This is a genomic window from Flavobacterium flavipigmentatum, assembly GCF_020911905.1.
GTDB lineage: Bacteria > Bacteroidota > Bacteroidia > Flavobacteriales > Flavobacteriaceae > Flavobacterium > Flavobacterium flavipigmentatum.
The window spans coordinates 2,257,572-2,278,934 of record NZ_CP087133.1; the positions used below are offsets into that span (position 1 = coordinate 2,257,572).

General features: G+C 34.4%; 19 protein-coding genes. 12 read left to right on the forward strand and 7 right to left on the reverse strand.

Annotation, left to right across the window (positions count from 1 at the left end; genetic code table 11):
- Positions 1-2 precede the first annotated feature (2 nt).
- The 12 genes from LNP22_RS09880 to LNP22_RS09940 all read left to right on the forward strand — a co-directional run bounded on the left by LNP22_RS09880 (position 3) and on the right by LNP22_RS09940 (position 13,791).
- Positions 3-1,520 (forward strand): SusD/RagB family nutrient-binding outer membrane lipoprotein, encoded by a 1,518-nt coding sequence (locus LNP22_RS09880; protein ID WP_229973307.1) that lies wholly within the window; start codon positions 3-5, stop codon positions 1,518-1,520.
- A 411-nt stretch (positions 1,521-1,931) separates the two neighbouring features.
- Positions 1,932-3,923: a beta-mannosidase gene (locus LNP22_RS09885; protein WP_229973308.1), complete on the forward strand. Its 1,992-nt coding sequence runs from the start codon at positions 1,932-1,934 to the stop codon at positions 3,921-3,923.
- Positions 3,924-4,083: 160 nt separating this feature from the next.
- On the forward strand, positions 4,084-6,360 hold the full coding sequence (locus LNP22_RS09890) for a GH92 family glycosyl hydrolase (protein ID WP_229973309.1): 2,277 nt from the start codon (positions 4,084-4,086) through the stop codon (positions 6,358-6,360).
- 214 nt (positions 6,361-6,574) lie between these two features.
- Positions 6,575-8,860 carry a GH92 family glycosyl hydrolase gene (locus LNP22_RS09895; protein WP_229973310.1) on the forward strand — a complete coding sequence of 762 codons (2,286 nt, stop codon included), beginning with the start codon at positions 6,575-6,577 and terminating at the stop codon, positions 8,858-8,860.
- 4 nt (positions 8,861-8,864) lie between these two features.
- Positions 8,865-10,325, forward strand: coding sequence for a glycoside hydrolase family 125 protein (locus tag LNP22_RS09900; RefSeq protein WP_229973311.1), 1,461 nt, complete (start codon positions 8,865-8,867; stop codon positions 10,323-10,325).
- Between the two features lie 94 nt (positions 10,326-10,419).
- Positions 10,420-11,322 carry an ROK family protein gene (locus tag LNP22_RS09905; RefSeq protein ID WP_229973312.1) on the forward strand — a complete coding sequence of 301 codons (903 nt, stop codon included), beginning with the start codon at positions 10,420-10,422 and terminating at the stop codon, positions 11,320-11,322.
- A 221-nt stretch (positions 11,323-11,543) separates the two neighbouring features.
- Positions 11,544-12,220, forward strand: a protein-coding gene (locus tag LNP22_RS18460) for an IS1 family transposase (protein WP_429670520.1) whose coding sequence is annotated in 2 segments (ribosomal slippage) — positions 11,544-11,808 and positions 11,808-12,220 — 678 coding nt in all. Because the reading frame shifts where the segments join, the coding sequence is not laid out codon by codon here.
- Between the two features lie 75 nt (positions 12,221-12,295).
- A complete protein-coding gene (locus LNP22_RS09920) occupies positions 12,296-12,463 on the forward strand; it encodes an RHS repeat-associated core domain-containing protein (protein ID WP_255670793.1) in 168 nt (55 codons plus the stop codon).
- A gap of 39 nt (positions 12,464-12,502) precedes the next feature.
- Entirely contained in the window at positions 12,503-12,814 is a 312-nt protein-coding gene (locus LNP22_RS09925) for a hypothetical protein (RefSeq protein WP_229973315.1), read from the forward strand.
- On the forward strand, positions 12,790-13,188 hold the full coding sequence (locus LNP22_RS09930) for a hypothetical protein (RefSeq protein ID WP_229973316.1): 399 nt from the start codon (positions 12,790-12,792) through the stop codon (positions 13,186-13,188). The genes LNP22_RS09925 and LNP22_RS09930 overlap by 25 nt, the downstream gene beginning before the upstream one ends.
- A gap of 18 nt (positions 13,189-13,206) precedes the next feature.
- A complete protein-coding gene (locus tag LNP22_RS09935; RefSeq protein ID WP_229973317.1) occupies positions 13,207-13,569 on the forward strand; it encodes a hypothetical protein in 363 nt (120 codons plus the stop codon).
- A gap of 30 nt (positions 13,570-13,599) precedes the next feature.
- Positions 13,600-13,791 carry a hypothetical protein gene (locus LNP22_RS09940; RefSeq protein WP_229973318.1) on the forward strand — a complete coding sequence of 64 codons (192 nt, stop codon included), beginning with the start codon at positions 13,600-13,602 and terminating at the stop codon, positions 13,789-13,791.
- Between the two features lie 291 nt (positions 13,792-14,082).
- Here the strand turns inward: LNP22_RS09940 and LNP22_RS09945 are convergent, their stop codons facing one another.
- Genes LNP22_RS09945 through tpx form a run of 7 tightly spaced genes read right to left on the reverse strand, consistent with a single transcriptional unit; the run spans position 14,083 to position 21,130 of the window.
- A complete protein-coding gene (locus LNP22_RS09945; protein ID WP_210665499.1) occupies positions 14,083-14,478 on the reverse strand; it encodes an acyl-CoA thioesterase in 396 nt (131 codons plus the stop codon).
- Between the two features lie 3 nt (positions 14,479-14,481).
- Positions 14,482-15,615 carry a 3,4-dihydroxy-2-butanone-4-phosphate synthase gene (gene ribB / locus LNP22_RS09950; protein ID WP_229973319.1) on the reverse strand — a complete coding sequence of 378 codons (1,134 nt, stop codon included), beginning with the start codon at positions 15,613-15,615 and terminating at the stop codon, positions 14,482-14,484.
- Positions 15,616-15,621: 6 nt separating this feature from the next.
- On the reverse strand, positions 15,622-17,073 hold the full coding sequence (locus tag LNP22_RS09955) for an LptF/LptG family permease (RefSeq protein ID WP_229973320.1): 1,452 nt from the start codon (positions 17,071-17,073) through the stop codon (positions 15,622-15,624).
- An 8-nt stretch (positions 17,074-17,081) separates the two neighbouring features.
- Positions 17,082-17,729 (reverse strand): outer membrane lipoprotein periplasmic chaperone LolA1, encoded by a 648-nt coding sequence (lolA1, locus tag LNP22_RS09960; protein WP_487320581.1) that lies wholly within the window; start codon positions 17,727-17,729, stop codon positions 17,082-17,084.
- A 52-nt stretch (positions 17,730-17,781) separates the two neighbouring features.
- A complete protein-coding gene (locus LNP22_RS09965) occupies positions 17,782-20,229 on the reverse strand; it encodes a DNA translocase FtsK (RefSeq protein WP_229973322.1) in 2,448 nt (815 codons plus the stop codon).
- A gap of 18 nt (positions 20,230-20,247) precedes the next feature.
- Positions 20,248-20,622: a diacylglycerol kinase family protein gene (locus LNP22_RS09970; RefSeq protein WP_210665503.1), complete on the reverse strand. Its 375-nt coding sequence runs from the start codon at positions 20,620-20,622 to the stop codon at positions 20,248-20,250.
- 10 nt (positions 20,623-20,632) lie between these two features.
- Positions 20,633-21,130, reverse strand: coding sequence for a thiol peroxidase (tpx, locus tag LNP22_RS09975; RefSeq protein ID WP_229973323.1), 498 nt, complete (start codon positions 21,128-21,130; stop codon positions 20,633-20,635).
- Positions 21,131-21,363 lie beyond the last annotated feature (233 nt).

Genomic DNA, 21,363 nt, shown 5'->3' on the forward strand with positions numbered 1-21,363 from the left:
AAATGAAAAATAAATTTATAAAAATATTTTGTATCGCAATTGTTGGTGCAATGACATTAACTTCATGCGATAAGGGATTTGAGGAATTGAATACGAATCCAAATGCTTTGACAGATCCAGCTGTAAAATCAATGTTTACACTTGCGGAGATTTATGTAGATGGACAAGATTTTTCTAATACTAGAGGAAATAATTATTACGCAGCTCAAATCGTACAGCAATTTTCTTCATTAGGAGGTCCTGGTTCAAAATACACCTATTCTTCTGAATATTCAGGTTCTCTTTTTGGGGAATCATACGGTAAAGGATTGAATCAGATTTTTCAGTTACTTTCTGTTGTAAAAGATACACCAGAAAATGCAAATATGATTCAGTCTCTAAGAATCATGAAAGTATTCATGTTTCAAAAACTAACAGATACTTATGGTGAAATTCCTTATTTCGAAGCAGGAAAAGGATATAACGGAAATGTTTTTTCTCCAAAATACGACACACAAGAAGCGATCTATAATGATCTTTTAAAAGAATTAGATGAAGCTGGTGATGCTTTAGATGCTAATAAACCGTTTGTAGGTAACGCCGATTTGTACTACCAAAGTGATGTTACTAAATGGAAAAAATTAGCAAATTCTTTAATGTTGAGAGTTGCAATGCGTTTATCAAAAGTAAATCCTGCAAAAGCAAAGCAATATGTTGAAAAAGCTGTTGCAAAAGGAGTTTTTACATCAAATGACGATAGCCTTGTTTTAAAACATGATGCAGGTCCACAAGGAGTTAAAACAAACCCAATCACTTCTTCATGGGTTAGAAATGATTTGAACGGAGGAGATGGAAATGTAAAATTCAGTAAAACATATATTGATTTTCTGAAAAACAACAATGATCCTCGTTTGAGAATCTATGCAAAATTAGAAGCTACAGGAGACAACTCGCCAGCAAGTCAGCAAGGTCTTGCAAATGATGCAAAAGAATTTCCAGGAGGAGACAAAAAAATGTTCTCAGATCCTAATACGTCTACTGTTTTGCGTTTAGATGCCCCTACTTTGATTATGTCTTATGCTGAGGTAAAATTTATATTGGCAGAAGCAGCTGTAAAAGGCTGGAATGTTGGCGGATCAGCTCAAACATATTATGAAGATGGAGTAAAAGCAGCAATGAATATCTTAACTATTTTTGGAGATAAAGTACCAGCAGTTACAACAACTGAATACAACACCTATATTGCCGCTCACCCTTTTAAAACGGCAGGAACTGAAGCTGAAAAAATTGAGCAAATCATTACTCAAAAATGGGTAGTATTGTTGTTCAACGGTTTTGAAGCATTTTCAGAATACAGAAGAACAGGATATCCGGCTATCGTTCCTGTAAATGATCCTACGGGAGAAACAAAAGGAACGGTACCAAGAAGATTAATTTATGATCAGTCAGAATTGATTACCAATGCGGCTAATTATAAAGAAGCAATATCACGCCAAGGGTTGGATTTAATGACAACCAGAATTTGGTGGGATAAACAATAATTAATTTGGTTAGATTAGTTTTAAGTAAGTCGGGTGCTATACCTGTCACCCGGCTTATTTTCTATTTTGATTTTCATTAAATTAGAAGTTTATATCAGAAAAATGTTCAGATGTTTTTAAACCCCTTTTTTTCGTAAAAGATAAAATTGCTTTTGCTGAAAAAGATGGAATTATTTATAAAAGAACATATAAAGTGATGGATTTTTTTAATTTTTTCAAGTATCAATAGCATCTACAATCTACAATTAAGTTAGGCAGCTGTAAAAAAGGGAAATCATTTCTGGATATTTTGTTAGTTACTTTTATTCTGTAATAAAAACCTAAAGAGAAGGAAAGGGGGGATACTGGTAAAAATCAATTTTCCTTCTCCAACTGCCAAACGATAAAAAATATATTTATTATTCAGTTACAATGAAGTATACAAAAAAGAGGTACTGGTTTTTATGTGTTTGTTTTGCCTTTTTGTCATTTACGGCAATTGCTCAAAATATTGCGATACAAAAAGGTTGGGAATATCGCGAAACTAAAACGGTAAAATGGTATCCTGCAACAGTTCCGGGAGAAATACATACAGATTTATTAAACAATAAATTGATACCCGATCCCTTTTTTAGAGACAATGAAAAAAAGTTAGCTTGGATCGAAAAGAAAGATTGGGAATATAAAACTACTTTTAAAGTAAGTCCCGCTACGCTAAATAAAAAAAACACAGAATTAGTTTTTGACGGATTAGATACTTATGCGACTGTTTACCTGAACAATCAGTTGGTTTTAAAAGCCGATAATATGTTTCGTCAATGGCGGGTAGATGTCAAAAAAATAATCAAATCAGGTAATAATGATTTGGTAATAGTATTTCAATCGGCACAAAATGTAGTCGATTCGCTTGCCAATAAAGATTTTCCATTTGTAATTCCAGACAATCCGCGTGCTTATGTACGTAAAGCGCAATATCATTTTGGCTGGGATTGGGGACCAAAATTTACGACTTGCGGCATTTGGAAAACACCTCGATTAGAAGCTTATGACGAAAAAACTCCTGAAAAACCGTATGTGCTCGATCGCAAAATAGAACTGGTACAAGAACCTGATAATCTTGGTAAAACATTCTATTTTAAAATAGATGGGAAACCGGTTTATATGAAAGGGGCAAATTATATTCCGTCAGATGCATTTCTTTCAAGAGTAACCAAAAAAGAATACGAAAAAGTAATAGGCATGGCCAAAGATGCCAATATGAATATGCTTCGCGTTTGGGGTGGAGGAATATACGAAGATGATTATTTTTACGATTTATGCGATAAAAACGGAATCTATGTTTGGCAGGATTTTATGTTTGCAGGAACAATGGTGCCGGGAGATGATGCTTTTTTTGATAATGTAAAAAAAGAAGTTCAGTATCAGGTAAAACGCTTACGTAATCATAAAAGTATTGTTTTGTGGTGTGGAAACAATGAAATCGATGAAGCATTTAAAGATTGGGGATGGCAGAAAAGCATGAAAATGTCCAAGCAGGATTCAACTAAATTATGGAAAGATTATGTTCGTTTATTTCAGGATTCAATTCCAAAATGGGTAAAAGAAGTAGATAATAAGCGACCATATATTAGCTCATCTCCATTATTTCATTGGTCCAAAGAAAAAAGCATAACAGAAGGAGACAGCCATTATTGGGGAACTTGGTGGGGACTACAAGATGTTGAAGCTGTACAGAAAAAAACCGGGCGTTTTGTGAGTGAATACGGAATGCAGGCAATGCCAACCTATTCTTCTATCGAAAAATTTACTTTGCCAGAAGATCGATATTTGTATTCTGATATTTTAGAGGCACATCAAAAAGCGGGGAAAGGGTTCATGAAATTAGATTCCTATTTGAATCGCTATTTCATTAAATCAGAAAAAATAAAAAGCATGAGCGTTGAGGATTATACCTATCTCACACAATGTTTGCAGTATTATTCTTTGAAAAATATTATAGGAATCCATCGTTCAAAAGCGCCTTATAACATGGGAACATTAGTTTGGCAATTGAACGATTGCTGGCCAGTATCAAGTTGGAGTGTCACCGATTATTATGACCGACAGCCCAAAGCAGCTTGGTATGCCATGAAGGAAGCCTATCGGGATGATAAAACTCCCGAAATTGATTTGACACGTCCGATAGATTTAAAACTTGAAGACCCAAAAATCACTTGGGAAGTAAAAGGAAACAAACTGATTTTAAAAGCGTCAAAATTCGCTAAATACGTCAATGTTTCTATAAAAGGATATACAGGAAAATGGAGCGATAATTATATGGATTTGAAAGCTGGTGAAGAAAAAACAATTTCCTTCGAAGGGAAGATAATCAAACCAGAAGTTAGAGTTTATTCTCTATATGATGTTTTAGGAAGGTACAAGTAAAGGTTCAAAGAAGCAAAGGCTCAACGGTTCAAAGTGAAAACTTTATGAATCTTGTGTAAGTCATTGTGCGCTGTGCGGTTAATTTTTTTAAAATCCGTATAAATCTGATTAACCCTTGCCATCCGTGGTCATTCACGCTAGTAAAATAAAAAAATAGAATATGTTTATAAAATACAACAAAATAACTTTTATCGGAATCTTAGCTTTAAACTTGTTTTTAACTAATCCAGCCATTTCCCAGCAAAAGAAAGTAAAACAAAATAGTTTAGAGTATACCCAATATGTAAATCCGTATATCGGTTCAGCAGGTCACGGACACGTTTTTGTGGGCGCCAATGTTCCTTTTGGAGCAGTACAATTAGGTCCTGTAAATGTTTTTGAAGGTTGGGATTGGTGCAGCGGATACAATTATGCAAGTAATACAATTCTAGGATTTACACACACGCATTTAAGCGGAACTGGAATTGGTGATTTAAATGATATTTTGTTATTACCAGTCTCTGGAAAAGTACCGCTTATCAAAGGTACAAAAGAAGATATGGTTACAGGTTACGGCTCTTATTTTTTACATAAAAATGAAGTTACCAAGCCAGGATATTACAGTGTTTTGCTTGATAAATATAAAATTAAAGCCGAGCTAACCGCTAGCGAAAGAGTAGGTTTTCATAAATATACTTTCAATTCTACTACTGATAATCATATATTATTAGATTTAGCAGACGGAATAGGATGGGACAAACCCGTAAAAACCTTCATCAAAAAAATAAATGAAACCACTTTGGTTGGGTACAGATATTCTGCAGGTTGGGCAGCTGATCAGCGTATCTTTTTTACGATGGAATTTTCTGAACCAATTTCAAATATTGTCCTATATGATGATAAAACTGTAGTAAAAGGAATTGAAGGTGAAGGCTTAAAAATGAAAGCCGTTCTGGATTTTACAACTTTAAAAAACAAACAGGTTTTGGTAAAAGTTGGAATTTCTCCAGTAAGTTATGAGAACGCTTCCGCGAATATTAAAGCCGAAATTCCGAATTGGGATTTTGATGGAGTTGTAAAAAGTGCCACTTCAAAATGGAACGCAGCACTGAACAAAATTCAGATCAAAGCAGATGACAAAACGATGAAAGTTTTTTATACTGCACTGTATCATACCATGTTTGCGCCATCAATTTTTAATGATGCAAACGGAGATTATAGAGGAACAGATAAAAAAGTATACGAAAAAGCAAATTTCACCAACTACACCACTTTTTCTCTTTGGGATACGTATCGCGCACTTCATCCTTTATACACCATCACACAGCCAGATAAAATCAATGATATCGTAAAATCATTTTTAGCAATCTACGAGCAACAAGGCCGATTACCAGTTTGGCACTTAATGGGCAATGAAACCAATACTATGAATGGTAATCATTCTATCGCTGTTATTGTAGACGCTTACTTAAAAGGCTATAGAGATTATGATACCGCATTGGCTTACGAAGCCATCAAAAAAACTGCGATGCAAACGCGTGATGGAATGGATTATGTGCAAAAATTAGAATATATTCCAGCCGATAAAATGCTCGAAACGGTTGGGAACGCATTAGAATATGCTATCGACGATTATTGCGTTGCACAAATGGCAAATTCTTTAGGCAAAACAGATGATTATAATTATTTTACCAAAAGAGCCAATTTGTACAAGTTATATTTCGATAAAGAAACCACTTTCATGAGAGGAAAATTAACGGATGGAAATTGGAGAACACCATTTAATCCGCTTTCATCGGCGCATCGTAAAGATGATTATGTTGAGGGAAATGCATGGCAATACACATGGCTTGTTCCCCAGGATCCTTACGGTTTAATTGATTTATTTGGAAGCGAAGATAAATTTTTAGCCAAATTAGATTCACTTTTCTTACTAACAGACAAAGTCGAAGGCGAAGAAGTTTCTCCAGATATTAGTGGTTTAATCGGTCAATATGCACAAGGAAATGAGCCAAATCATCATATTCCTTATCTTTATGCTTTTGCAGGACAACCTTGGAAAACAGCAAAGCTAATCCGTGAAATCGATGATAAATTTTATTCTACAAAGCCAGACGGACTTTGCGGAAACGAGGATTTAGGGCAGATGTCGGCTTGGTATGTTTTCTCCTCAATGGGATTTTATTCGGTTAATCCAGCAAACGGAATTTACGTTTTAGGAAGTCCGTTAGTCAATACAGCAACGATTCATCATAAAGAAGGAATTTCATTTACATTGAATGCTGTAAATAATAGCAAAACAAATATCTATATCCAAAAAGCAGAGTACAACGGAAAACCGTATACAAAATCTTTCATCACACACGATATGATTGTAAAAGGCGGAGAGTTGAAATTGTATATGGGGAACAAACCATCGACAACTTTTGGAGTGAAGAAGGAAGATAGACCTCAGTAGATTTAAGATTTTAGAATATAGAGTTTAGAATATAGATTTTAGAAGTTAGTGTGCGCATTTTTGTCATCCCGAGGAACGAGGTATCTTCGCAAGCAGCTCGACAAAGATTGGTGAGGCTTACTAAGCTATGACAAAGCTTTTAAAGCCAACAATTCAAAATAAATACATAATACCTAACAGGTTTTAAAAGCCTGTTAAGATAACAAATAAGAATATGAAAATAAAGAGTTTAATTTTTTTAGGGATAATGCAATGTTGCGTTTTTGTAAATGCACAAGTCAAAACTTTGGATCCTGTAGAATACGTAAATCCTTTGATGGGAACCCAATCTTTGCATAGTCTTTCAAATGGAAATACCTATCCGGCCATTTGTCGACCATGGGGAATGAATTTCTGGACGCCACAAACGGGTAAAATGGGCGACGGATGGGCTTATATTTATACGGCTGAAAAAATCAGAGGATTCAAACAAACACATCAGCCTTCGCCCTGGATGAATGATTACGGACAGTTTTCGATTATGCCTGTAACGGGAAAATTAGTTTTTGACGAAACAGAAAGAGCAAGTTGGTTCAGCCACAAAGCTGAGGTTTCGAAACCATATTATTATAGCGTATATCTTGCCGATTATGATGTAACTACCGAAATTACTGCAACAGAAAGAGCAGCACATTTTCAGATTACATTTCCTGAAAACGAGCAATCTTCTATTGTAATCGATGCTTTTGATAAAGGTTCTTATATTAAAATTATTCCATCAGAAAATAAAATTATTGGTTATACAGCCCGCAACAGTGGCGGAGTTCCAGAGAATTTCAAAAACTATTTTGTATTACAATTTGATAAACCATTTGCGACAAATTATACATGGCATGATAAAGTTTTAGAAAAAGACAAATTAGAATTAAAAGACAATCATGTAGGTGCAATAGTTGGTTTTAAAACCAAAAAGGGAGAAATAGTAAACGTAAAAGTTTCGTCTTCATTTATTAGCTCTGAACAAGCAGAATTGAATTTGAAGAATGAATTAGGAGCCTCTTCTTTTAATGAAACCGTTGCCGAATCTAAAAAAGAATGGAATAAAGTTCTTGGAAAATTAACTGCCGAAGGTGGAACCGATGAACAATTAAAAACATTTTATTCTTGTTTATACCGCACCGCTTGTTTTCCGCAAAAACAATACGAAGTAAATGCAAAAGGCGAAATTGTACATTATAGCCCTTATAACGGACAAGTTTTGCCAGGTTATATGTTTGCAGGAACTGGATTTTGGGACACTTTTAGAGCTTTGTATCCTTTACTGAATTTAGTTTATCCTTCGATAAATAAAGAAATGCAGGAAGGATTAATTAACGATTATAAAGAAGGCGGTTTCTTGCCAGAATGGTCAAGCCCTGGGTTTAGAAATGTAATGGTGGGTAATAACTCGGCATCTGTAGTTGCTGATGCCTATATCAAAGGTTTACGTGGTTATGATATCAATAAATTGTACGAGGCTATATTAAAGGCAGCAAATAATGAAGGCCCTTTGGATGCAGTAGGTAGAAAAGGAGTGCAGTATTACAATACTTTAGGTTATGTTCCTTATGATGTACAGATTAATGAAAATGCCGCCAGAACATTAGAATATGCTTATGACGATTTTGCGATCTGGAAATTGGCAAAAGCTTTAAACCGTCCTAAAAAAGAAATTAGTTTATACGAAAAGCGAATGATGAATTATAAGAATCTTTATAATCCTGAAATTGGTTTTATGAGTGGTCGAAATAAAGACGGAAGCTTTCCGAAAAATTTTAATCCATTTAAATGGGGCGATGCGTTTACCGAAGGAAATGCGATGCATTATAGCTGGAGTGTTTTTCATGATGTACATGGTTTGATTGATTTAATGGGCGGCGAGAAAAATTTCACCGCAAAATTAGACGCTGTTTTTACGACTCCACCAGTTTTTGATGATAGTTATTACGGATCTGTTATTCACGAAATACGTGAAATGCAAATCATGAATATGGGACAATATGCGCACGGAAATCAGCCCATTCAACACATGATTTACTTGTATAATTATGCAGGAGAACCGTGGAAAACACAATATTGGTCGAGAGAAGTCATGAATCGTTTGTATAAACCAACGCCAGACGGATATTGCGGAGACGAAGATAACGGGCAAACATCGGCATGGTATGTTTTCTCGGCAATGGGATTTTACCCAGTTTGTCCTGGAACAGAAGAGTATGTACTTGGAGCGCCATTATTTAAGAAACTTACTTTACAATTAGAAAGCGGGAAACAACTGGTCATAAATGCTCCAAATAATTCAGAAACGAGCAAATATGTTCAGGAATTAAAATGGGATAATGTAATATTTACAAAGAATTATATCAATCATTTTGATGTATTAAAAGGTGGCGAATTAAATTTTGATATGATTAGTTCCCCTAATTTACAAAGAGGAACTTCAGCGAGCGCCTATCCATATTCATATTCAACTTCAAAATAAAACTATGCAATCACGTAGAAAATTTATAAAAAACACAGGGATTTTTTCAGCAGGATTACTGGCACTTCAGACCGATGTTTTTGCAATGAAATCAGATACTTTCAATTTTTCGATTAAAGATTTTGTAAGCAAAAGACCTCCATTAGCCGAACGAAAATTTACTAGTAAAGCAGTCGAAGCCGCTATTGTAAGAATCAAAAAACAAATCGCAAATCCGGAATTGGCGTGGTTGTTCGAAAATTGTTTTCCAAACACATTAGATACCACCGTAGATTTTGAAATCATCGACGGAAAACCGGATACCTATGTAATTACGGGTGATATTGATGCGATGTGGCTGCGCGATAGTACAGCACAAATATGGCCGTATATTCCGTTTGTAAAAGAAGATAAAAAGCTTGCCGAATTGGTAAAAGGAGTAATCAATCGTCAGGCAAAATGTATTTTACTAGATCCTTATGCAAATGCTTTTTACAAAGATTTTAATCAGGTAAGTGAATGGAAAAACGACATGACCAAAATGCAGCCCGGAATTCACGAGCGCAAGTGGGAGATCGATAGTTTATGTTACCCAATACGATTGGCACACGGATATTGGAAGGAAACTGGTGATATTAGTTTATTCGACAGTAAGTGGAAAGAAGCAATGCTTTTGGTCTTACAGACTTTCAAAGAGCAACAACGCTGGACGGATAAAGGGCCCTATAATTTCCAGAGAGTAACGGGTTGGGCAACTGATGGTGTGCCTCTGGGTGGTTATGGTTATCCTGTAAAACCATGCGGATTAATCGTTTCGACTTTTAGACCAAGTGACGATAGTACGCTGTTCGGATATTTAATTCCAAGCAATATGTTTGCTATTGAAGTGTTAGGATATCTTCAGGAGATTTTCTCTTTACCAGCATTAAAAGATGATAATTTAGTAGCTAAAGCAAAAGAATTACAAGGACAAGTTCAAAAAGGATTAGAAGAAAACGGAATCATCGAACATCCGAAATTCGGAAAAATCATTGCTTTTGAAGTCAACGGATACGGAAGTTTCCACATGATGGATGATGCCAATGTTCCTTCGTTATTGTCATTACCGTATTTAGGAGCAATTGAACCGGATAGTCCACTTTATTTGAATACCAGAAAAGTAGTTCTTTCAGAAAATAATCCGTTTTTCTATAAAGGAAAAGCAGGCGAGGGCGTTGGCGGACCACATACGGGAACCGATACGATCTGGCCTATGAGTATTGTTTTACGAGCAATTACAAGTGTTGATGAAACAGAAATAAAAGCGTGTATCAGTAATTTGATCAAAACAAATGCTGATACAGGATTTATGCACGAGTCTTTCCATAAAGATGATGTAACCAAATTTACCCGAAAGTGGTTTGCCTGGGCCAATACATTATTTGGAGAAATGATTGTTCATACCAGCATTCACTATCCTGAAATTTTAAAGGATAAAAATATTTAATAGTAAAAAACTAAAAAATAATCCACTAAGAAAGTATTTCAATTAAGTAGCGTTGCTTTTTTTAAAATTTCTTAAGGATTCAAAAAATAAAAGAATGAATACAGAATATGCCGTTGGATTGGATATTGGAGGCACACATATTACAGCAGCGATTATCGATATAGTAGCGATGAAAATGATTGATTTTTCGTTGCACAAAGAGTCATTTGATTCTAATTTGCCAGTTGCAGAAGTGATGACTATTTGGGAAAAAGCAATTCGAACTTCTATCGAGAATTCTAAAGTAGAAAAAACTACAGGATTGGCCGTTTGTATGCCAGGACCATTCGATTATACTGCGGGTGTTTGTTGGATCAAAGGGCAATCCAAATACGAGCATTTTTATGGTTTGAACGTTCGGGATTTATTTCAGAACAAACTTAATCTTTCTGCAGATTTTCCAATTCTTTTTGAAAACGATGCCGTTTGTTTTGGTAAAGGAGAAGTTTTTAAAGATTCAGATAATCTTTCTAAAAAAGTAATGGCAATCACAATTGGCACAGGACTTGGAGCTTGCTTTATTGACAAAGGAATTTCTATTGCATCCGGTGAATTAGTTCCTACTGACGGAGAAATTTATAATCTCCCTTTTAAAGACGGAATTGCCGAAGATTACGTTTCGGCACGCGGACTTTTGGCTAAGTATTTCGCTTTAAGCGGAAAAAAGTTAAACAATTGTCTCGAACTTTTTAATTTGGCTAAAGCCGAAGATCAAATGGCAATGAAAGCATTTGAAGAAATGGGAGAAGATTTAGCCGAAATTGTAATGCCTTGGTTAGAAAAATTCGCAACTGATACTTTTATCATTGGAGGGAAAATCGCAAACGCAAGCGAGTTTTTCTTGCCTATTTTCAATAAAAAAATAAAAGAATCAGGAAGCAATGTAACGGTTTCTGTTTCTACCGATAATGAAATCGCAGCTTTATTGGGCGCTACAAGTTTGCTTTATACAGCTTAGATTTTTATAAATTTAGGTAGTGTTACAGATTAGGTGTTTTTATAAAATAGCGACGTAACAAACTGAAAAAGAATGTAAAATTGGTAATGTGTCAGATATGTTGGTGCTTAATTATTACATAAAATATTTACAGATTATCAATGATTTATATTAATATCGCATAAAAATTAAAACAGCCTTTGGGCTGTTTTTTTATTTTATAAAGCCTTAAATCGAAAAAAATGGAGTCAAACCAGACTAGGTGTTACAGATGTGTTGGTGATATTCGAAAGATGATAAAGTATGTAAAGACAAAGTCTGGTAATCAAAGATATATTTGCAGAGTATTTGGGAAAACCAGAGTTGAAAATTATGCATATCTGGCTTATAAAGGAGATATAAACCAGAATATTATTCAATTAACTAAAGAAGGATTAGGAATAAGAAGCACAGCAAGAATACTGAAAATATCAGCCACAACATTATTGAAAAGAATCGTTTCAATTGCAGGAATATTTCCAAACCTATTATCAGCAAAGGCAAAAATTATGAAGTCGATGAGCTGTACAGTTATATCAGACACAAGAAAAATTATATCTGGCTGGTTTATGCATTGGAAAAGAATTCTAAAAATGTGGTGAGTTTTAATGTTGGAAAACGAACCAATAAAACGCTGAACCGTGTTCTGGAAACTCTAAAACTATCTGAGGCTAAAAAGATATTTACAGACAGATTGAAAAACTATAGATACTTTATTGATGAGAAATTATATTCCGTAAAATGTTTTGGCACTAATCATATTGAAAGTAAGAATCTGACACTCAGAACCCATCTGAAAAGACCCAACAGACGGACAATCTGTTTCAGTAAAAGTTTAGTTGTTTTTACTGCTGTTTTAAAGATTTATTTTAGGATTTGAGTAATAAAATAGTAAGTTTATCCTTTAAAATTATGTTATTGAAATTTTATATTTAACAGGTAAAAACTTGTAAAAATAGTTGTAAGATCTTACAAGTATAAGTATAACGGAAAAGAAGTGCAGGACGAGCTGGGGCTTAACTTTTACGAATATGGGGCACGAAATTATGATCCTGCAATTGGAAGATGGATGAATATTGATCCGTTGGTAGAAAAAAAGAGAAGACAAACCCTTTATAATTAAGTATTTAATAATCCTATAAGATTTATTGATCCTGATGGAATGGCTCCTGATTGGCACAGAGATGGTGCTGGTACTTTGTTTGCAGACAAAGTAGATACTGCTCAGAGTCTTGCCAATTATACAGGAATGTTTTTGCAAGAAGCTAGGGCAGAGTTTAATCATAACTCTTATCGTTATGAAAATGTGCTGTCGGGAGGCGAAACATTTAACAATTTACCTAAGCATGTTTCTTCAGGAGAATACGGGCCATCAAAAGACTCAAAAGATGTCGCAATGGCTGTAGGAATTCTAGCTTTGCCAGCGTTAGGAGTTACAGGTGGTCTTACATGGGCTTTCGGGTCAATACTGTAGGTGAAGCTGCTTTTGGAGTTGTATCAAATACTGTATCACAAGGTATAGCGAATAAAAGTGATTTTTCAAAGGTTAATGTAATTGAGGCTGGGGCATCAGCATTTCCTGGAATAGGTCCAGCAATTATTGGCGAGAGTTTTAGTTTAACTGTTGGTGATGTTTTAAAGGGAAATTTTAAACCGTTGACTCCCGAAAGCTTAGAGCAAGCAACTCTGCAAATAGGAGGAGTATTAATAAGTAATAGCTTTGGTAACAAAATTAATGCAAGCTCTATTTTTGCTAAAGGGGCAGCAAAAACGTATGGTGAAATGGCAAAGTTTTCTGTAGAAACTGCTTCGAATGTCGCGCCTAGTTTATTGCCAGAGAAAAAATAAAGTAAATAAAATTTAAATATGAAAATTTTTTATAGATTTCTTCTAGGTTGTATGATTTTGAGGCTTTTGGTCTTATTTGTAAAAGGATACTTAAATCAAAAAGAAATAAAAGAAAATCAAAAACAGACTGTTTGTAAATATCTATTGTGTAAAACTTTCCCCAAGACAACAGAAAGTTTTTTCACATATAAAATTGACAATAATTGGTATAGAAATAGTTATCGTCATTGCTCTAAAGATTCGGAGAAAAAGATTAACAAATACTTTAGGGTTTATTATTCCTCAAAGGATTTTAGTAAAATTGTTGTGGATTTTTCTAAAGAAGTGACAGATTCGACAGAAATTGTGAATGCAGGATTTTCTTTAAATAAATTAGAATAATAGTTTTAAAAAAAATAATACTAGATAAAAATGAAAAAGATAATTTTGCTTGTAAGTTTTTTGTTCATCCAAGTTTTATTTTCTCAAACTAATGAACCATTAAGCCATATTCAAAAAAAAATTTACGACAATCAAGAAGTCCAAGTAAAGCCTGAATTTCAAGATGGAGAAAAAAAGTTCAATGAATATGTGGTGATAGCTTTTAAGAAAGAAAATCATTGAGAATTCTCCTAAATGGTTGCCTGCTGAGCACTAAGGTTATCGTGTGAGGGCAAGGGTAAAAGTTTCTTTGAATTTTCAAGAATAGTAAAACAGGAACAATTTAAGGGTGCAAAAATGCACCCTTAAAACTATTGAAGAATTTAATTAAGTACAAAAATGTAGCTTAACTTTTTCTCTACTTTTTGTTTGCATATCCAAATTTACAATGTTACTAACTCATCATGTTTTAATAAAAACAGAAGCGATAGAAACCTTAAATTCCTACATTTAGTTCTTATAGATGCTACGTAACTATAATTCGTCTAAAATAGGTACTGGTTTTTTGTTTTCATCGACTGCAACAAAAGAAAAAGTTCCTGAAACTACTGTTTCGCGCAACTCTGAGTACATTTGCTCCATAAAAATATCAACGTGAATTTTACAACTTGTTCTACCTACACTCACTACTTTTGCCACTAATTCGATTAATGTTCCAGCTGGAATTGCTTTTTTAAAATCAATTTGACCGGTTGATATCGTCACTACTTTTTTTCGGCTGAATCGTGTAGCGCAAATAAAAGCAACTTCATCCATAAGATGGAGTGCAGTACCCCCAAATAAAGTATCATAATGATTGGTAGTACTCGGGAAAACAGCTTTAAAAATATGTGTCTCCGATTTTATAATTCTTTCTTCTAAAGTCCCCATATCTTAATAGTTAACGTATTCTGTAATTTCTAAACCATAGCCAATCATTCCGACACGTTTGGTTTGTTCTGTATTGGATACTAATCTGATTTTCGAAATATCGATATCGTGCAAAATTTGTGCTCCAATACCGTAATCTTTAGTGTCGATAACTACTTTTGGAGCTTGCATAGTGCCACTAGCCTGAAGTGTTTTTAGTTCTGCAATTCTATTCAGTAAATTAACGGCCTGCATGTCCTGATTGATGAATATTACTGCACCTTTACCATTTTCATTAATCACCTTAAACATATCGTCAAGTTGTTGCTCAGCATTATTGGTCAAAGTACCCAATAAATCATTATTTACCTGAGAAGAATGAATTCTCGTTAAGATAGCCTCTCCGTTATTCCAAGTGCCTTTTGTCAGGGCAATATGTATTTGTTTATTAGTCGTTTGTTCGTAAGCTCTTAGCCTAAAAATTCCAAATCGCGTTTCGATATCAAAATCTTCTTTTTTGACAATCAAACTGTCGTGTTGCATGCGATAAGCCACTAAATCTTCAATAGAAACTAATTTTAAATCAAATTTCTTAGCTACTTTTATAAGTTGTGGCAAACGAGCCATTGTTCCGTCTTCATTTAGAATTTCACAAATAACACCAGCAGATTTAAAACCGGCAAGTCTTGCGAAGTCAATTGCAGCTTCTGTATGACCTGTTCTTCTTAACACACCGCCTTGTTTAGCTACCAAAGGAAAAATATGTCCAGGGCGCGCTAAATCATGTGGTTTCGTATTTTCATCCGTCAAAGCCAAAACTGTTTTGTATCTGTCTGATGCAGAGATTCCGGTAGTAACGCCATTTCCTTTCAAATCTATAGAAACAGTAAAGGCAGTCTCCATGTGATCGGTATTATTGGTTACCATTGGTCGCAAATCAAGTTCTTTACAACGGCTTTCTGTTAGTGGTGTACAAATTAAACCTCTTCCGTGTGTTGCCATAAAATTGATCATCTCTGGGGTTACTTTTTCGGCTGCAGCCAAAAAATCACCTTCGTTTTCGCGGTCTTCATCATCGACTACGATGATTACTTTCCCTTGACGAATATCTTCTATAGCTTCTTCAATGGTGTTAAGTTGTATTTTATTTGTTGACATAATTATTTATGGATTTTGAGAAGGAAAAAACCTTTTGGAAATTTTTTGAAATAAATTGTGAATAGGAGTCGTCAACGCATCAAAATTAATCAATCCGTTATCGTTGGTGGCACGATACGTAAGTAAAATGGCCAATGGAGACAAAATAATTGAAGACATCCATGCACCCATAAAAGGGCTCATACCGCCTTCTTGCGAAAGTCTTTTTCCAAATGTATTGATAAAGTGAAATGTAATAAAAATCAGTACAGCAAATACAATCGGTAAACCAAGTCCGCCTTTTCTAATGATAGCACCCAACGGAGCACCAATAAAAAACATTAAAAAACAAGCAAATGCAATTACAAATTTCTCGTACAAGGCCGTGAGGTGTTTATTTATCTCGCGTTGTTTATCTTTTAAATCTTTCTGAGTCGATTCTATAGAGTAGACGGTACTGGTAATATTACTGGAAGCCATTTTTATGATTTCCAATTTTTCTCTATTACTGTAAAGTGACAAAAGATTGTTTGGTAGTGATTTTTTCTTCTTATCTTTTGCAAAAGAGCGTGTGGTTTTTGAAATTCCAACACGTTGATTGATGTTTTCTGAAAAGGAAAGCACTTCATTCTTGAAACTTTTATTTAATGAATCTAAAGTATACCCTAATTCGTTAACATTAAGCATGGCACTTGTTCCATTAATGTTTTCTTTGCTTTCGTCTACTTTATTCAATTCAGACAAATCAATATTGATAATATGTTTTTTAAAGGCACCTTTTATAAAAGGAAGTTTTGCACGGTCTTCGTACTTTTTTGGAGTAACATCTTGGTAATAATAACCATTGTTGAGTTCTAGTTTTAAAATGCTGGACTTTTCACTACTTACTAGTTTGCCATCTTTTGATTTAATAACGGTTTTGTTCTCACCGTTGTTATTGGCTTTTTCGTGTATTGTAACTCCCGTTAAAATATTACCGTTTTCACCAGATTTTTTATTTACTTTAATGTTATAGAAGCCAACATCATTAAATTGTCCCTCGGCGATTGCCATAGCTGGCTTTGCCTGAGCAATATTTTTTCTAAAATTGGTAAATTTATATTCGGCGTACGGAATCACATTATTTGAAAACCAAAAAGCGACAATGCTTAAAATAAATATAAAAGCAATTAACACTCGCATGGCTCTCTGAAGTGATATTCCAGAAGATTTCATTGCTGCAAATTCATAATTTTCAGATAAATCTCCAAAAGTCATGATAGAGGCCAATAATACCGAAAGCGGTAATACCAGCGGAATAATTCGAGGCATCGAGAACAGCAGGAATTTTACCACTAGTATTAGGTCTAGGTCTTTACCCGCAAGTTCTGAGATAAAGAGCCAAACGGTCTGTAGTATGAATATAAAAAAAAGGATTACAAATACCGTAGTAAATGTAATCAGAAATGTTTTTAGTAAGTATTTGTCTAAAATTTTCAACCTTGTAATTAATCTAATTTATTGATGTAGTACTTTGGATATTTACTCGCTACAAAGGTAAATTGATTTTTTGATAAAGGTTGATTGGTTTTAAAAGAATTAACGGTTAAAGTGGTTTTTGTACCATTTTTTCCGGTTTCAATCAAATTATAGATGTGTTTGGTTTGCACATCAATTCCCAAAAGGATTTCTTTTCTTTGATCTTTGGCGCTTGTAGGAGTTAATTTTATGTATTGAATTTTTCTTCCTTTAACATTTTGTACAATATCCATATTGAATTTGTAACCAGAATTAAAAAAAGTAAGCATTTTTGATGGTGTAATGGCATTATCATCTTTTTCGTTTACTTTAGAGATGGTAACTTCCTCATCCTCAGGAACGATTGTGTATGTTTTTTGTCCATCAAATATTTTGGTTACACCCATAAAATTCAATAAATATTGATTGCCTTTCATAGTAACATTTCCTTTGCTATCCTGATTGATGTTTTCTTTGGCATTGTTCAAGGTATATTTAAAATCGATAACAATGTTATTGTAGCTTTTTATTTTAGTAGTTACTTGGTCCAATAAATCTTTAGCTTTTTTATCTTGAGCCTGAATCGTGCCAAAGCTTAAAAGAAGCAAAATTGCCATTTGAAAACATTTTTTGGTCATGTTTGCGATAGAATTGTTTTTGATTTCTTGAATTTTTAATTTCATGATGGTGTTAATTTTGTTCATTGTTAAAAAATTGATCAAGAGCATTCATGTCTAGAATGTTTACACTACGAGCCTTGCTACCCTCAAAAGGGCCAACAATTCCTGCAGCTTCAAGCTGGTCAATCAATCGACCGGCTCTGTTGTAGCCCAATTTTAACTTTCTTTGCAGTAGCGATGCCGATCCTTGTTGTGCATTTACAATAATTTCGGCTGCTTCTCTAAACAGAGTATCTCTTTCAGAAATATCTATATCAAGATTGATGCCATTTTCTTCCCCAACGAACTCAGGAAGCAAATAAGCGGTTGCATACGCTTTTTGTGAACCAATAAAATCAGTAATTTTTTCTACCTCTGGAGTATCAATAAAAGCGCACTGTACACGCACTACATCATTACCATTAGTATATAATAAATCTCCTCGCCCTATCAATTGATCAGCACCTTGCGTGTCTAAAATAGTTCTCGAGTCAATTTTTGAGGTTACTCTAAAAGCAATTCTCGCAGGGAAATTGGCTTTAATCAAACCCGTAATTACGTTTACAGACGGCCTTTGTGTTGCAATAATCAAGTGAATACCAATAGCACGAGCCAGCTGAGCCAAACGCGCAATAGGAACTTCTACTTCTTTTCCGGCGGTCATAATCAAATCGGCAAACTCATCGACAACCAAAATAATATAAGGAAGAAATCGGTGGCCGGCCTCAGGGTTTAATTTTCTTGATTTGAATTTGTCGTTGTATTCCTTAATGTTACGTACCATCGCATCTTTCAATAACGAATAACGATTGTCCATTTCAACACAAAGCGAATTCAAAGTATTGACAACTTTTGCATTGTCGGTAATAATAGCGTCTTCTGTATCAGGAAGTTTGGCTAGATAATGTCTTTCAATTTTATTAAAAAGTGTTAGCTCTACTTTTTTCGGATCGACCAAAACAAATTTTACTTCGGCAGGATGTTTTTTGTATAAAAGAGAGGTCAAAACAGCATTCAAACCAACAGATTTTCCTTGTCCTGTAGCTCCAGCCATCAAAAGGTGAGGCATTTTGGCCAAATCGACAACAAAAGTTTCATTCGAAATTGTTTTTCCTAGAGCAATTGGTAACTCCATTTCAGCTTCCTGAAATTTTGCCGAACCAATAACGCTTTTCATCGAAACCATTGTAGGATTCTTGTTCGGAACCTCAATACCAATTGTTCCTTTGCCCGGAATTGGCGCAATAATACGAATTCCTAATGCAGAAAGTGATAACGCAATATCGTCTTCCAGGCTTTTTATTTTTGAAATTCTAATTCCAGCTTCTGGAACAATTTCATACAATGTAACCGAAGGCCCAACCGTGGCTTTTATTTGCGCAATCTCAATTTTATAGTTACGAAGCGTATCTACAATTCTGTTTTTATTCTCTTCTAATTCTTCTTGATTGATGGTAATTCCGCCAGTAGAATATTCTTTTAATAAATCTAATGTTGGAAATTTATAGTTGGATAAATCCAAAGTTGGGTCAAATAATCCAAAATCAGCAACCAAACGTGAAGCAAGATTTTCTTCGATAATATCTTCTTCTTCATTTTTCTCAATAACAAATTCTTCCGTGTGTACGGGAGTTTCTGTTACAGGATTGATGCTCATTTGAAGCGGTTTTAAAACAGGATTTAAATCAATTTCTGATGAATTTGAAATGGTTGGTTTTAAAGCTTCTTTATTGATTTCAAATTGTGTATCATCAGTTTTTAGGTGTATATTGTCCAGTTCTTCATCCTGCTGGTCTTCTACAGCAAATTCTTCTAAGTTATAGGCGCTATCTGTTGGTGGAGCCGTTTTTAAACCACTCAATTCTGATTTTAATTCTTTCTTGGTTGAATCAAAATAGGACTGAATTTTCTCGGGAGATAATTTGATTTTAAAGATCAAATAGACAATCAAACCAAAAAGTAACAGTAATAAAGTGCCCGTTTTTCCGATGTAATCTTGCGAGAATAAATTGAGTTCATAACCTATGGTTCCGCCTAGTTCGGGAGCAGATGTGGCGAAAAATCCAAATAATATAGAAACAACAATGATGGCAAATAAATCCCAGAACCAAATATTTTTTAATTTTTTGGTCGAAAGTTCCAGTGCTAAAAACATTCCCGTAAGGAAAAATAGTCGCACCAAAATAAAGGAAGCAATCCCGAAGCCTTTGTATACGATACCATCCGCAAGAAAAGCTCCAAATTTTCCGAGCCAATTTTGCACCGTTTGAGAACGATCTCCAAGTTCGTTTACAACGCTTTGATCAGATTGCCCGTTGATATAAAAGGAAATAAATGCAACTAATAATGCTACTGAAAAAAGGACCAAAAGACAACCTACAACAAATTTGTGTTGTTTGGTTAGCTTCCAGGATCTTTGACCCTCAACTTTTGGTTCGTTTTTTTTATTGTTAGTTTCTTTTTTGGTTGTTTTTGCCATTCTTGCGTTTACTTTTGCCTATACAAATTTTGGGATATATATTATCAAACCTATTGCTATCGCTGTCATTGCGGCAAAAAATACTGCTCCTGCAGCAATATCTTTAATAAATCCAATTCTTTCATGGTAATTAGGATGTATAAAATCGGCAATTTTTTCTACCGCTGTATTCAATCCTTCAATGCTCATTACTAAGCCGATAGCCAATGTTTGACACAGCCATTCAGTTTGAGAAATATGAAAATAGAACCCAGCAATGGTCATGAAAATTCCCAGTGAGAATTGTACCATGATGCTGTGTTCTGTTCGTATCAATTTTACAGCCCCATTAAACGCATATGTCATGCTTTTTAATCGTCCTGTAACAAATGTATTGTCTTTTTTAAACTCCATTTATTGGGTTTTAGAGCACAGCCAAAGCTGCTTCGTAATTAGGCTCATTTGCAATTTCTGCAACTTGTTCGGCATGAAGTATTTTTCCATCACTATCAACAACAATTACAACTCTTGAATGCAATCCGGCCAAAGGACCGTCTAGAATTTCTAAACCATTGGTTTTACCGAAAGATCCTTCTTTAAAATCAGATAGGTTTACTACATTTTCTAGTCCTTCTGCACCACAAAAACGTTTTTGAGCAAAAGGTAAATCTCTAGAAATACACAAAACAGTTGTATTTTCTAACTTACTTGCACTTTCGTTGAATTTTCTAACAGAAGCGGCACAAGTTCCTGTATCAACGCTTGGAAATATATTTAAAACTAATTTTTTGCCTGCAAAAGTGCTCAAAGAAGCTGTTGATAAGTCGTTTTGTACTAATTTAAAATCAGCAAGTTGAGAACCTACAGTTGGTAATTCGCCAGAAGTATGAATAGGATTTCCTCCTAAAGTTATTGAAGCCATTTTGTTTGTTTTTTTATGAGGTTCAAAAGTAAGGATTAATATTTGAATCTAAAAGTATTTATTAGCGGTTGTGCGCAGAATTAGTAGAGTTTTAAGATTAGTCTTGATACAGGTTCTGGGCACGTTAATTTCATGAATTTAAACGGATTTATTTCCTTTAAATTGTGTAGGTTTTGTTCTAATCTAATAATTAAAATCTATTGAAATTTTGTCGTCCTAAAGTTTCGGGTTAT